The 14632-nt window shown below is 37.1% G+C and carries 11 protein-coding genes; 10 read left to right on the top strand and 1 reads right to left on the bottom strand.

Annotated features, from left to right (window positions below; genetic code table 11):
* Positions 1 to 17: 17 nt before the first annotated feature.
* A complete protein-coding gene (locus CRG87_RS02890; RefSeq protein ID WP_074425218.1) occupies positions 18 to 905 on the bottom strand; it encodes a LysR family transcriptional regulator in 888 nt (295 codons plus the stop codon).
* Between the two features lie 107 nt (positions 906 to 1012).
* Here CRG87_RS02890 and CRG87_RS02885 point away from each other — a divergent pair, with 107 nt between their 5' ends.
* The 10 genes from CRG87_RS02885 to nusA all read left to right on the top strand — a co-directional run bounded on the left by CRG87_RS02885 (position 1013) and on the right by nusA (position 14616).
* Complete coding sequence (locus CRG87_RS02885; protein ID WP_074425220.1) at positions 1013 to 2470, top strand: FAD-dependent oxidoreductase; 1458 nt, start codon at positions 1013 to 1015, stop codon at positions 2468 to 2470.
* A gap of 204 nt (positions 2471 to 2674) precedes the next feature.
* Positions 2675 to 3400: a UMP kinase gene (gene pyrH / locus CRG87_RS02880; RefSeq protein ID WP_074425221.1), complete on the top strand. Its 726-nt coding sequence runs from the start codon at positions 2675 to 2677 to the stop codon at positions 3398 to 3400.
* The gene (frr, locus tag CRG87_RS02875) at positions 3400 to 3957 is read left to right on the top strand and encodes a ribosome recycling factor (protein ID WP_046307059.1); all 558 of its coding nucleotides are present in this window, start codon (positions 3400 to 3402) and stop codon (positions 3955 to 3957) included. The genes pyrH and frr overlap by 1 nt, the downstream gene beginning before the upstream one ends.
* 2 nt (positions 3958 to 3959) lie before the next feature.
* The gene (locus CRG87_RS02870; RefSeq protein ID WP_074425222.1) at positions 3960 to 4694 is read left to right on the top strand and encodes an isoprenyl transferase; all 735 of its coding nucleotides are present in this window, start codon (positions 3960 to 3962) and stop codon (positions 4692 to 4694) included.
* An 11-nt stretch (positions 4695 to 4705) separates the two neighbouring features.
* A complete protein-coding gene (locus tag CRG87_RS02865) occupies positions 4706 to 5503 on the top strand; it encodes a phosphatidate cytidylyltransferase (protein ID WP_074425223.1) in 798 nt (265 codons plus the stop codon).
* A gap of 9 nt (positions 5504 to 5512) precedes the next feature.
* Positions 5513 to 6769, top strand: coding sequence for an RIP metalloprotease RseP (rseP, locus tag CRG87_RS02860; protein WP_074425224.1), 1257 nt, complete (start codon positions 5513 to 5515; stop codon positions 6767 to 6769).
* Between the two features lie 19 nt (positions 6770 to 6788).
* Entirely contained in the window at positions 6789 to 8489 is a 1701-nt protein-coding gene (locus CRG87_RS02855; RefSeq protein WP_074425225.1) for a proline--tRNA ligase, read from the top strand.
* Between the two features lie 5 nt (positions 8490 to 8494).
* Entirely contained in the window at positions 8495 to 12802 is a 4308-nt protein-coding gene (locus tag CRG87_RS02850; protein ID WP_074425226.1) for a PolC-type DNA polymerase III, read from the top strand.
* Positions 12803 to 12908: 106 nt separating this feature from the next.
* Positions 12909 to 13382, top strand: coding sequence for a ribosome maturation factor RimP (gene rimP / locus CRG87_RS02845; protein ID WP_074425227.1), 474 nt, complete (start codon positions 12909 to 12911; stop codon positions 13380 to 13382).
* A gap of 19 nt (positions 13383 to 13401) precedes the next feature.
* Entirely contained in the window at positions 13402 to 14616 is a 1215-nt protein-coding gene (gene nusA, locus CRG87_RS02840; RefSeq protein ID WP_074425228.1) for a transcription termination factor NusA, read from the top strand.
* Positions 14617 to 14632: the final 16 nt, after the last annotated feature.

Raw genomic sequence — 14632 nt, 5'->3', positions numbered from 1 at the left:
TAAAGTGAGGTTTTTGATTAGCTTAAAAACTGCTGGATTAATTTTTTCTTTTCAGTTTTCTTTTGATAAATAGCTTGGACATGGTAATTTTGGGCACTGCTGTTGCCCTCTAATGGTAAATATTCAATTTTCTCACTCGGAGAGTTTGAAGGCTGAAGTAAGCCATCTGGATAATATGCATTGGCCTGATTAGAAGAAACAAGAATTTGCATTTGTTCAATAGTTGAAATTCTAGCGACCGGTAAATTTTGATATGCGTCAGGTAAGGTAGCAAGAAAAGCATGCTTTAAATAATTGGTTTTCTCAGGCCCATAATATAAAATGGGTTTTTCTTTAAGAGCAGTTAATGGAAAAACAGAACCGCTACTTAAAGGATCGAGTTTACTGACACCAATCACCATTTTGCTTTGAAAAATACTCTTGTTAGTTAGGTTCTTAGTCAAAAATTCTTGTTCTCCATAATCTAAGATAAAAGCTAAATCTAATATGCCGAGAGAAACGTCTGATATTAAGTGTTCAATACTCTCCTCGGTTATCTTGATTTTTAATTCAGGCTGTTTTTGATTTGCATCAAAGATTTTTTGTAGCAACAATGCCCCTTCAAAAGGAGAAAAGTAGCCAACTTTTAGTTCTTGATAGGTGGTGGCAGCTTCATGCCGCAGAGAATTGATTTCTACAGAAAAACTATGTAATATTTCCTTGGTTTTTAAGAAAAATTCCTGTCCTTGAGAGGTAATTGAAATCTTGTTTTTGCCTCGCTCGAATAATTTAAAGCCTAGTTCGTTTTCAAGCTTGCCAATTGACTGTGAAACTGCGCGTTGACTAATGTATTGTGTTGCAGCAGCTTTTTGAAAACTCCCTGTTTCGACTACCGTAATGAAAGTATTTAATTGAGTGAAATTCATCTTTATCCGAACCTTTTACTTCTAGTGTTGAAAAATAAAGTGTCTATATTTTTTATTTGTAAGCACTTACTATTAAAGCATAAATAGTTTTAAAGAGGTACACGGTTATGAAAATTTCAAAGAAAGAAAATTATGATGTTGTAGTTGTAGGTTCGGGTGCTGCTGGTCAAGCTGCTGCATTAACTGCTGTCGAGAACGGTAACAGTGTTTTGATGCTTGAAAAGGGGCGTCACACTGGTGGTTCTGCAAATTATAGCGAGGGTCTTTTTGCAGTCGGTTCATATTTACAAAAAGAAAAAGGAATTAATGTTTCAACTTTGGATGTTTTAAAAGAAGAAGTTGAGTATTCTAGCTATAAAGCTGATTCGAGGATTTGGCGTAATTACTTGGATACTAGTGCCGAGAATATTAAGTGGTTACATGATGAAGGCGTTGAATATGAAGGCGTTCAAGCAATGGGTGCTGGTGAAGCAACGTGGCATATTTATAAAGGATACGGCGATGGCGCAATGCACAATGGTTTGGAGCCTCGTTTCAAAAAATTGGGTGGAGAACTTTTAACTTCTACATCAGCAATTAACCTAGAAATTGATTATGATGGCAATAAAAAGGTAACACTCAAAAATGAAGCTAATGGTGACATTGAAACAATTACAGCCAAAGTAGTGATCCTGGCAACAGGAGGCTATTTAAACAATGACGAAATGATGGCAAAAGAAACCAATTATGATTTATCCAGATTGATTACAGTTTCATGTGGCAAAGGCACTGGTGATGGTTTGAGACTAGGATGGCATGTTGGTGGTCAAAAATATGGCATGGGTACAGCAATGCTATTTGGTGGCTATCTGAAAGATCCAGGCCAACCATCGTTCAAGATGATGCGGAGTCAGATGAATGTGGCTGCAGGACAACAACCTCTTTTATGGGTAAATGAAAATGGTGAGAGATTTGTTGATGAATCAGTCGTTTATAACTTTTCATATGCTGGCAACGCTCTGTACAGTCAAAATAAGGTTTACAGCATTTTAGATAAAAAGATCATTGATGAAATGGCTGAAAAGGGTAACTTTATGGGACTAGGTGTTTACATTGAACGTGGACACAAGATGGATAAGTTACAAGAAGAAATTGATCAAGCAATTAGTGAAAACAAACCATTCATCTTTAAGGCAGATACGCTAGAAGAATTAGCAGAAAAAATGAACTTGCCAAGAGATAAGTTTGTTCAAAATATTGAAAAATTCAATGAAGATGTAAAATCTGGTGAGGACAAGTCATTTGGCAAGGATCCAAAATATTTAAGAACTGTTGAAGACGGTCCATTTTATGGCTTTAAGTTAACAGTTGGTGCATATTGCACGATGGGTGGTCTAAGAATAACCCCTGATAATGAGATTGAAGATGAAAAAGGTCAACCAATTAAAGGTGTATATGCAACAGGTAATGATGCAAGTGGTTTAACTGGAGATACATATGGTCCAAATATGCCAGGAACTTGTGCCGGATATGCATTTTATTCTGGAAGAAATGCAGCGCAACATGCACAAAAATATTTGAAATAATAATAGATTAAAAAGCTCTGTTTAATACTACAGAGCTTTTTATTTTCAATAGAAAATACTAAATAATCAGTGTGTTTTTTTTCTATTAAAAAAGCTTTTAAAGAGAAAATAAATTTCTTAATAAAATTCTGCTCTTTTGTTTTGTAGTCCTACATTTGCCATTTTTATATGGTAGAATAACTAAAGTTAATAGAGGAGGTTGTCATGACTCAAGTTAAATATAAGCGAATTGTTTTAAAGATTTCTGGTGAAGCATTGGCTGGTAGTCAAGGTACTGGAATTGATCCTACAGTTATCAGCCATTTAGCCGAAGAAATTAAATCAGTTCACGACCTAGGCGTTGAAATTGGAATCGTTTGCGGTGGCGGTAACATGTGGCGTGGTGAAACTGGTGAAAAACTGGGAATGGAACGTTCACAAGCAGACTATATGGGTATGCTAGCAACTATCATGAATGGTTTAGCTCTTCAGGATGGTCTAGAGCATGTAGGTGTGCCAACAAGATTACAGACATCAATCGAAATGAGACAAATTGCTGAGCCTTACATTAGAAGAAAGGCAATTCGTCACCTTGAAAAAGGCAGAGTAATAATCATGGGTGGTGGAACCGGTAACCCATACTTTTCGACTGATACCACTGCAGCTTTACGTGCAGCTGAGATTAATGCAGATGTCATTTTAATGGCTAAAAATGGTGTTGACGGAGTATACTCCGCTGATCCAAAAATTGATCCAAACGCTAAAAAGTACAATGAGTTAACTCAACTTGATGTAATCTCCAAAGATTTGAAAGTTATGGACAGAACTGCTAGTTCACTTTCAATGGATACAAATATTCCGTTAATTGTATTTAACGTCAATACAGAAGGAAATATTAGAAAAGTCGTTATGGGTGAACATATAGGAACTGTAATTGAAGGTGGAAAATAATGAATAACGAAACGATTAAAAAAGCGCAAGATAATATGGAAAAGTCTATCAGCGTTTTTGAAAAGAATCTCGGCTCTATTCGTGCCGGTGTTGCCAATGCAGCCTTGCTTGATGGCGTTCAAGTTGAATACTATGGTGCGCCAACCCCATTGACTCAAATGTCGAGTGTGACTATTCCAGAACCTCGTGTTCTCTTGATTACACCATATGACCAAAACAGTGTCGATGATATTGAGCATGCTCTTCTTGCCTCAAATCTCGGCTTAACACCAGCAAATGACGGTAAAGTTATTAGACTAGTTATTCCTCAATTGACTGGTGAAAGACGTCAAGAAATTGCCAAAGAAGTAAATAAAATTGCCGAAGAAGGAAAAATTGCTGTTAGAAACGTAAGACGTGATGCAATGAACTCACTTAAGAAGCAACAAAAAGATGATGAAATAACTGAGGACGAGCAACGTAACCTTGAAAAAGAAGTTCAAAAGGTAACGGATCAAGCAACTAAGAAGATTGATGAATTAGCTGATAAAAAGCGTAAGGAAATTACTCAAGGCTAAAAATGGCAGAAAAAAGAAATCAATTAAATCATCTTGCAATTATTATGGACGGTAATGGTCGTTGGGCTACAAAGCAAGGTAAGCCACGTGTGGCTGGTCATTACGAAGGGATGAACAATGTTGAGAGAATCACTCTAGCAGCTGATCAACTTGGAATAAAAGTCTTGTCTCTATATGCTTTTTCAACTGAAAACTGGGCAAGACCAAAAGAAGAAGTTGCGTATTTAATGAACTTGCCTGTACGCTTTTTTGACCACTTCATGCCGACGTTAATGGAAAACAATGTAAAAGTTAATATTATGGGCTATTTGGATGAATTACCTCATAAAACATATGATGTAGTTCAACGTGCAATGGCAGAAACTGCGCAAAATACTGGTTTAATATTAAATTTTGCTTTTAATTATGGCTCAAGAAGGGAAATAACCACAGCGGTTAAAGAAATTGGTACGTTAATTGAGACTGGGCAGCTTACCAGTGATCAAATCACTGAAGAACTAATTTCGAATCGACTAATGACCGCAAGTTTCAAAGAATTTAGGGATCCTGATTTGTTAATTAGAACCTCTGGAGAACAACGCATCTCTAATTTTATGCTCTGGCAATTGGCCTACTCTGAACTTGCATTTAGCCCTAAAAATTGGCCTGATTTCACAAAAGAGGACTTGCAAGAATTTGTTAGTGATTTTCAAAATCGTCATCGCCGCTTTGGCAAATTAGATGAAACGGATAGTTAGGTAGTTATTATATGAAACAACGTGTAATTACAGCAGTTATTGCTTTGATTTTATTTATTCCAATCGTCATTGCGGGCGGTTTGTGGATGGATTGGCTGACAGTCGCTTTTGCTGCAGTTGGAATAAGTGAAATCTTTTTAATGAAAAAGCAGATTTTAGTTTCTGTTAACTTTTTGCTAGCTTTATTGGCAACAATCACTTGGGCAGTTCCCGATAGTTTTATCAAGAGCATGCCGTTCCACTGGACTAAATACGGTATTTACTTTGCTCTAATTATGTTAATGCTAACTTGGACAGTTTTATCAAAGAATAAGACAACTTTTGATGATGTTTCAGTGTACACACTTGGTTCACTGTATATCGGCACCGGTTTTCACTACATGGCAGGCATCAGAAATAGTTCAAACGGCTTAGCTTTACTTTGCTATGTTTTTGTTGTCGTTTGGTTGACTGACACAGGTGCTTATATGATTGGACGTAAAATAGGTAAACATAAATTATGGCCAGTGATTAGTCCTAATAAAACATGGGAAGGATCAATTGGCGGAACTATTTGTGCTGTCATTTGTGCCGCTATCTATGTATATTTCGTCAATGTCGATTATCCGCTATGGCAAATGGTTGTTTTTGCTTTGATTCTATCAATTGTTGGCCAAATGGGTGACTTAGTTGAATCCGCATATAAACGCTATTATGGTGTTAAGGACTCAGGTAAAATTTTACCGGGTCACGGTGGAATTTTAGACCGATTTGATAGTATGCTATTTGTTTTGCCGGTATTCGCGGCATTACTAGGAATTATACATTAGGAGTATTCCATGAAAGGTATACTGATTTTCTTAGTAGTTTTTGGCTTGTTAGTGTTTATTCACGAATTCGGGCACTTTATTGTTGCAAAAAAGTGCGGTATTTTAGTTCGTGAATTTTCTATTGGAATGGGTCCTAAGCTATTTCAAGTAAGACGGAATCCAACCACTTATACTATTCGCTGGCTACCTTTAGGTGGGTACGTTCGTTTAGCAAGTAAGGATGATGAAACTGAGCTTTCACCTGGAATGAATGTAGTTCTTCAACTAAATGATCAGAATAAAGTGGTCAAAATTGATGCCTCAGAATCAGATATTCCGGTGGAAGGAATTCCAGTTCAAGTAATAAAGGCTGATTTGGTAGATAAACTGGTAATCGAAGGCTATGAAAATGGTGACGAGGAAAAACCAGTTAGCTATTCGGTTGACCATGATGCAACTGTCATTGACCAATCAAAAACTGAGCTAATAATCGCACCTCGTGATACACAATTTCAAGAAGCAAATGTTTGGCAAAAACTTGCTACTAATATTGCTGGACCTTTAATGAACATCTTGCTTGGCTTTGTGGTTTTCATGATTTGGACGTTTACAATTCCAGGCCCTGCAACTACAACAATTCAATCAGTGTCACCTAATTCACCAGCTGATATAGCTAAGATTGAAAAGGGATCAAAGTTTGTTTCGATTAATGGTCACAAGACGAGTTCATTTGAGGATGTCTCTAGTATAATTGCTCAAAGTAAAGGCCAGAACTTAAAGATAGTTCTGGAAAAAAACAATCAGACTACTACAGCTACGGTAAAGCCAAAGGTTGTAAAAGTCAGTGGTCAAACTGTTTACCAAATAGGAATTAAAGCTCAAAGTGATGATCGAGCTATTTCAAAAGCTAAGCGTGGATGGAATACAGCAGTGTCAACTACAGGAATGATTTTTAATGCTTTAGGTGGTTTAATTAGAAACTTTAGTCTGAACAAATTGTCTGGTCCTGTTGGAATTTACTCTCAGACAGCACAAGTTTCGCAAATGGGCTTTTCATACCTTTTGGCATTTTTAGCAATGATTTCAATTAACTTGGGCATTGTGAACTTAGTACCGATTCCTGGACTTGATGGCGGTAAGTTCTTACTTAATATTATTGAAATTTTCCGTGGGAAGCCTATTTCTGAAAACCATGAAGCTATTGTTGAATTGGTTGGATTTGGTCTGCTCTTACTTTTAATCATAGCAGTTACTGGTAACGATATATATCGCTACTTTATTAAATAAAGAATTTGGGGAGAATTTAATGCGACAATCTAAAATATTTATACCTACTTTAAAAGAAGCACCAACAGATGCGGTTGCTGAAAGCCATAAGTTAATGCTTCGTGGTGGCTATGTAAGACAAGTTACTGCCGGAGTTTATGCTTATTTACCCTTGGGTTTTCGAGTTTTAAATAAAGTCGAAAAAATCATGGAAGAGGAAATGGAAAAAATAGGTGTTCCAGAAATGGAAATGCCTGAACTTTTACCAGCAACTCTCTGGGAAGAATCAGGTAGATGGCAGAAGTATGGTCCTGAAATGTTTCAGTTAAAAGATCGCCATGGACGTCAAAGTCTCTTAGGACCAACCCATGAAGAAACTTTTACCGAAATTGTTGCTAAAAATCTCAAGAGTTATAAGCAAATGCCAATTGCGCTTTACCAAATTCAAACTAAGTTCCGTGATGAAAATCGTCCTCGGTTTGGTTTACTTCGTAGCCGTGAATTTATTATGTTAGATGCATACAGTTTTGCTGCTACTGGCCAACAATTAGATGAGCAGTTTGATGATGAGAAAAAGGCATTTGAAGCGATTTTTAATCGTTGCGGTGTCAAAGTAACCCCAGTAATTGCTGATTCCGGTACAATGGGTGGTAAAAACTCAATGGAATTCCAAGCTCCAGCTGCAATTGGTGAAGATACCATTGCAACTAATGAAGCAGGTACTTATTCCGCAAATCTGGAAATGGCTCAAAGTATTGATACATTTAAACAAGATCCAGAACAGGTTGCCGAACTAGAAGAGGTTGCAACTCCTGGTCAAGAAACAATTGCTGATTTAGCTGAATTTTTGAAAGTACCAGAAACAAAAATTGTAAAAAGTGTTTTATACATTATTAATGAAAAAGAACACGTTTTAGTTTTAATTCGTGGTGATAAACAAATAAATGAAGTTAAGTTAACTCATTTGTTAGATGTTGACTCTGTTCGTGTTGCTACTGATGAAGAATTAAAGGAAATTACAGGTGTCGGCAAGGGTAGTGTTGGTCCAGTTGAAGCAAATTGGGCTGATAAGATTATTGCAGACGATACTGTTAAAGATTTGACTAACGTAATTGTCGGGGCAAACAAAGATGGATTCCAATTTAAGAATGCTAATCTGAATCGTGATTTTAAAGTTGAAGAATTCAGTGATTTACGTGTTGCAAATGAAGGTGAACCAGATCCTGTTGACCATTTACCATTAAAATTCACTACTTCAATTGAAGTTGGTCATATCTTTAAGTTAGGAACCTACTATACCGATAAAATGGGCGCAAGTTTCCTTGATCAAAATGGAAAGGCTCAGCCTGTTATCATGGGTTCATATGGAATCGGAGTAACCAGAGTTCTATCTGCTGTCATTGAGCAACATTTAACTGAACGGGGAATTTCTTGGCCTAAAGAAATTGCTCCGTATGATCTTCACATTGTTCAAATGAAGATGAAAGATGATGACCAAACAAAATTGGCTGAAAGTCTTGAACAAAAATATAGTGCTGACTATGATGTTTTATATGATGATCGTAACGAACGCGCAGGAGTTAAATTTGCTGATGCAGATTTAATTGGTGCGCCTCTTAGAATCACAATTGGTAAAAAAGCTAGTGATGGAATTATTGAGGTTAAGCGTCCAACTGATGAAAAATCAATAGAGCTGAATGTTTCTGAACTCGATGATTTTGTAAATAAAGAGTTAGGATAATTTCTGTGGCTAATAAAAACGAACTTTTCTTAAGACTGTTAGAACAAATTCATTTTCCAAATCAGTTTGAAGACAATGCCTTATTAAGAAAAGGTGAAATTAAGAACGTGGATGTATATGCTAAAGAACATAGATGGGATATCCATGTTCTTTTTGCTACTCCGCTTAAATTTGAAACATATGATGCTTTAAATAAAGCAATAGAAGCAAATTTTTCATCTTTTGTTAAAACCAGGCTTTTTGTATCTACTCAAGATGGACTTGATGACTATTTAACCGATTACTGGAAGTACGCCGTTCAAAATTCTGATATTTTACAGCCAGTTGCGCGCGAATTTATTTCTAGTCATAAACCAAAAAAAGAAAATGGGCGTTGGATTATTCCAGTAGATAACTTGGTAGTTGATGGCCTTATTGAACAAAAGATGCTGGACCAACTTGCAGAAGAAATGCGCGATTATGGTTTCTTCAATTTAAAGTTTGTTACTGAAGTTGATGATGCCAATTCACTAAGCAATTTAGAGAGTTTGCAGCAACTGCAAGAACAGCATGAGCAAAGTATGCAGGAAGTATACGAAGCTGCGCCGGTCAAGGAAAGACCAAAGCAAACTACTTACCAGACTAAAAAGACGCACTATGGCAATCGAAAATTAGATGAAAGATTACCAATTACTCAAATTAAGGATGTTATTGATGGTACAAGAAATGTTGTTATAGAAGGAAACATTTTTAATACAGATAGTAAAGAGTTAAAAACCGGTACAATCATCTTTACTGGAGAAATAACTGACTATAGTGATTCAATTTCCTTTAAAAAGTTTATTTCAGATAAAGATCAATTGGAATCAATTAAAGCTTTAAAACCAGGAACTTGGGCTAAAATGCAGGGTTCTGCTGCAGAAGACCAATGGAGTCATGATGTCGTATTCAACATTAACAGTTTTGAAGCAGTTGAGCATGTTGGAAGACAAGAAAAATATGAGGGTGATGAAAAGCGGGCTGAGCTTCATCTTCATACTAATATGAGTCAGCTAGATGCGACAAACACAGCCACTGATTTTGTTTTAGCTGCTAAAAAGTTTGGTCAAAAAGCAATTGCAATTACAGATCACGCTGATGTGCAAGCCTTTCCTGAAGCATATAATGCCGGCAAAAAGAACGGTGTTAAGATTGTTTATGGTGTTGAAGCAAATATGATTGATGACCACGCCATGCTTGTTCTTAATCCGGCACCAATGAAATATGAAAATAGAGAGTTTGTTATCTTCGATGTTGAAACAACTGGTTTGTCATCAGTTTACGACACAATTATCGAAATTGGTGCAGTCAAAATGAAGGATGGCGAGGTACTTGAACGCTTTGACAAGTTCATTAATCCTCATCATGCGCTAAGCGAACAAACAATCAATCTAACTTCAATTACTGATGAAATGGTGAGTGCTGCTGATGATGAAGCAGTCGTCATTAAGCAGTTCCAAGATTTTTATGGTGACCGACCATTGTGTGGACACAATGTTCAATTCGATGTGGGATTTGTAAATGCAGCACTAAAAAGAGCAGGGTTGCAAGAAATCGCACAACCAGTAGTAGATACGCTAGAAGTGTCCCGTTTACTTCATCCTGAGCAAACGAGACATACTCTAGATTCTTTAGCTAAAAAATACAACGTTGTTCTTGAGCATCACCATCGTGCTAATCAAGATGCGGAAGCAACTGGCTATTTAATGTTCAAACTACTTGAAGCCTTTACCAAAAAATATGGTGAAGATGATATGGGCAAGATGAATGATTATGCGGCTCATGGACAAGTTTTCAAAAGAGCTCGCCCGCAGCATATGACTATTTTGGCTAAGAACCAGGCTGGCTTGAAGAATATGTATCGGCTAGTTTCAATTGCTAATACAAAGTACTTTTACCGTATTCCGCGTACCCCTAAATCCGATTTAACTGATAATCATGAAGGATTATTATATGGTTCGGGCTGTTCAGAGGGGGAAGTCTTTGTTGCAATGATGCAAAAGGGCTATGACGAAGCTCGTGAAAAAGCTAAATTCTATGATTATTTAGAAGTTCAGCCACCAGCAAACTATTCCCAGCTAATTGAAGACCATTTAATTGCGGATGAGGCTGAATTAGAAGAAATATTAACTAACATATACAAGTTAGGAAAAGAATTAAATAAGCCTGTTGTTGCAACAGGGGATGCACATTATGTTGAAGAGCATGATGCAATTTATAGAACAATTTTGATTTCAGCGCAGCGTAGTAATCCAGATCGCAATAAAAAGCAACCTGATTTACATTTTTATACTACACAGGAGATGCTTGATGCATTCAGTTTCCTAGGTGAAGATGTTGCAAAAGAAATTGTTATTACTAATCCAAACAAAATTGCAGAATCGGTTGAAGAAATTGCTCCAATTAAAGACGGTTTATATCCACCTCATATTGAAAATTCAGATGAGGAAATGAAAAAATTGACTTACGATAAGGCTTACGAGCTTTATGGTAATCCTCTTCCTAAAATTGTTCAGGATCGTTTGGATATGGAGCTAAATTCGATTATTTCAAACGGTTATGCAGTCATTTATCTAATTTCGCAACGTCTTGTTGCCAAGTCAAATAAGGATGGCTACTTGGTTGGGTCCCGTGGATCTGTTGGTTCTAGTCTGGTCGCTACTATGTCTGGAATTACTGAAGTAAATCCACTTGCACCTCATTATCGATGTCCAAAATGTAAATATTCGCAATTTTTTGAAAATGGTGAGTATGGCTCAGGTTATGACCTTCCTGATAAAAAATGTCCTGAGTGTGGGGCAGACTTAGTGAAAGATGGTCAGGATATTCCGTTTGCTACTTTCTTAGGCTTCCATGGAGACAAAGTTCCTGATATCGATTTGAACTTCTCAGGTGACTATCAACCTGTTGCTCATAACTTTATTCGAGTTATGTTTGGGCCAGGTAATTCATATCGTGCTGGTACTATTGCGACTGTGGCTGATAAAACTGCTTATGGTTATGCGAAACACTATGATGAAGAAAAAGAACTGAACTTAAGAAAAGCTGAACTTGATCGTTTGGCTGCCGGAGTCAGTGGGGTAAAAAGGACTACGGGGCAGCACCCTGCTGGTATCGTTGTAGTGCCTGATGATATGGACATTTACGACTTTACACCAGTCCAATATCCTGCCGATGATGTGGATGCTGCATGGAAAACGACGCATTTTGATTTTCATTCAATCCACGATAACATTTTGAAATTCGATATCTTAGGTCATGATGATCCGACGATGATCAGAATGTTGCAAGATTTATCCGGTGTTGATCCATTGACAATTCCACCCGATGATCCTGGCGTCATGTCATTATTTTCCAGTCCGGATATCTTAGGTGTCACGCCAGATCAAATCCAATCTAAAACTGGTACTTTGGGTGTCCCAGAATTTGGAACTAGATTTGTCCGCGGAATGCTTGAGGAAACTAAGCCAACCACTTTTTCAGAACTACTTCAAATTTCTGGCCTTTCACATGGTACTGATGTTTGGCTCGGCAATGCAGAAGAGCTGATTAATAACGGTACCTGCAAGTTGAAAGACGTGATTGGTTGTCGTGACAACATTATGATGGACCTTATCCACTGGGGTGTAAAACCAGAGGTTGCCTTCTCAACGATGGAATCTGTTCGTCATGGTCGCGGAATTAGTGATGAAGACATGGAAGTTTTGAAGCAAAATGATAAAATTCCAGACTGGTATATTGAATCTTGTTTGAAAATTAAATACATGTTCCCTAAGGCACATGCAACAGCCTATATCCTAATGGCTTTACGGATTGCTTGGTTTAAGGTTTACTATCCGGAAATATACTACACTGCATACTTTTCTGTGCGTGCTGATTTGTTTGATCTGGTAGCAATGAGTCACGGCAAAAATACTGTGAAAAAAGCTATGGCAGACATTCAGGAAAAAGGAAATGACGCTTCTGCTAAAGATAAGAGTTTACTAACTGTTTTAGAAATCGCTAATGAATGTTTAGAGCGAGGTATAAAAATTAGGATGGTTGACATCAATGAGTCAGAAGCAACAAACTTCAAAATTATTGATCAACATACTATTTTGGCCCCATTTAATGCGGTTCCTGGGTTAGGGAACAATGCAGCTAAGCAAATTGTTGCAGCTAGAGCAGAGCAAGAATTCCTATCAAAAGAGGATTTGGCCAAAAGAGGTAAGGTTTCGCAAACAATTATGGATTATCTGGAAGAAAATGAGGTCTTGGAAGGGATGCCAGACCAGAACCAGTTATCACTTTTTTAATTTTTTGCAGCAAGAATATAAATATGGTATACTTCTAGAAGAAGTTCGAATAAATGATTCGGAGTGAGCAAGTTTTGCTCACTCTTTTTATTACGGAGGAAAGTACTTGGCGAAAGTTGAAGATTCTGTACTTGCAGAAATCAAACCAATCATTGAAAAGCGCAATGATGAATTTGTTGATATTGAATATGTTAAAGAAAAAGGTCAAAATTATTTAAGAATATATGTTGATCGCGAAAATGGAATTGATATGGATGAAATTGCTGGCCTTAGCGAATTGATTTCTGAAAAACTCGACGAAATCACACCAGATCCTTTTCCTGATCCATATATTTTAGAATTATCATCTCCTGGTATTGAGCGTCCTATCAAAACTGAAAAAGATTGGGAAAAGGCGCTTAATAACTATATTCATGTCGGCCTTTACCAAAAAATTGAGGGCGAAAAAGAATATGAAGGTACTCTGAAAGCCTTTAATGACGAAGAAATCGAACTTGAAGTAAAGGTAAAAACAAGGCGGAAACAGTTAACTATTCCCCGGAAGTTGATTGCAAACATTCGTTTTGCAATCGAATTTTAGAAAGGCTGATTAAAAACTTATGTCTAAAGAAATGCTAGAGGCCTTTGCGACTCTAGAAAAAACCAAAGGTATAAAACAAGATGTGATTGTTGAGGCTATCGAAGCAGCACTTGTTGCAGCCTATAAGAAAAACTATAATCAAGCAACTAATGTAGTAGTTGAATTTGATGAACGTAAAGGCGATTTTAAGTTAATGACTGAAAAGGAAGTTGTCGACGAAGTTCACGATGACCGACTTGAAATCAGCTTAAAAGATGCTTTGACAATTAATAAGGCTTATGAAGTTGGAGATAAAATCCGCTTTGAAGTTGCGCCAAAGAATTTTGGTCGAATTGCCGCACAGACTGCTAAGCAAGTTATTATGCAACATTTACGTGAAGCGGAAAGAAATCATATTATTGATGAATATTCACAATATGAAGATGAGTTGATTACTGGTACCGTGGAAAGGCGTGATAATCGCTTCGTTTATGTTAAAATTGGTAATGTCGAAGCTGTTATGCCACGTAATGATCAAATGCCAAATGAAAATTATAATCCGCAAGATCAGATACGTGTTTTGGTAACTCATGTTGGCTCAGACACCAAGGGAGCACAAATTACGGTTTCACGTACTGCTCCAGACATGGTTAAACGTCTATTTGAACAAGAAGTTCCTGAAATTTATGATGGGACTGTTGAGATAGTTTCAATAGCTCGTGAGGCTGGCGATCGAACAAAAATTGCGGTAAAATCTAACGACCCTAATATTGATCCAGTTGGTACCTGTGTTGGTCAACGTGGTGCTCGTGTGCAAAACGTTGTTAACGAACTAGGCGGCGAAAATATTGACGTTGTCAAATATGAAGATGATCCTTCAGATTTTATTGCCAATGCGTTAAATCCAGCAGAAGTTATTGCTGTTCAGTTTGGTAATGAAGAAGACGAAAAGAGTGCACTTGTGATCGTTCCTGATTACCAATTGTCACTTGCCATTGGTAAGAAAGGTCAAAACGTCAGATTAGCTGCTAGATTAACTGGTTACAAGATTGACATTAGACCAGAATCTGAAGTTGAATTTGTTGATGAAAACACAACTGAAGCTAACCAAGAAAATGCTGAAGTTGAAACAGAGGAAATTGTTGATTCAGTTGCTGACGGCATAGATGAAGATATTTCGTCTGAAGCTGTTGAGCAAGATGATGTTGAAATTGAAGACTCTGCAGATAGCGGCGAAGAGGCTGATCAAGAATAAAGCGAGGGGTGAGTTC

Origin of the sequence: Lactobacillus apis, from assembly GCF_002837055.1 — a bacterium.
GTDB lineage: Bacteria > Bacillota > Bacilli > Lactobacillales > Lactobacillaceae > Lactobacillus > Lactobacillus apis.
The sequence above is the reverse complement of the archived record's forward strand: the minus strand, read 5'-3'. Positions and strand labels throughout refer to the sequence as shown.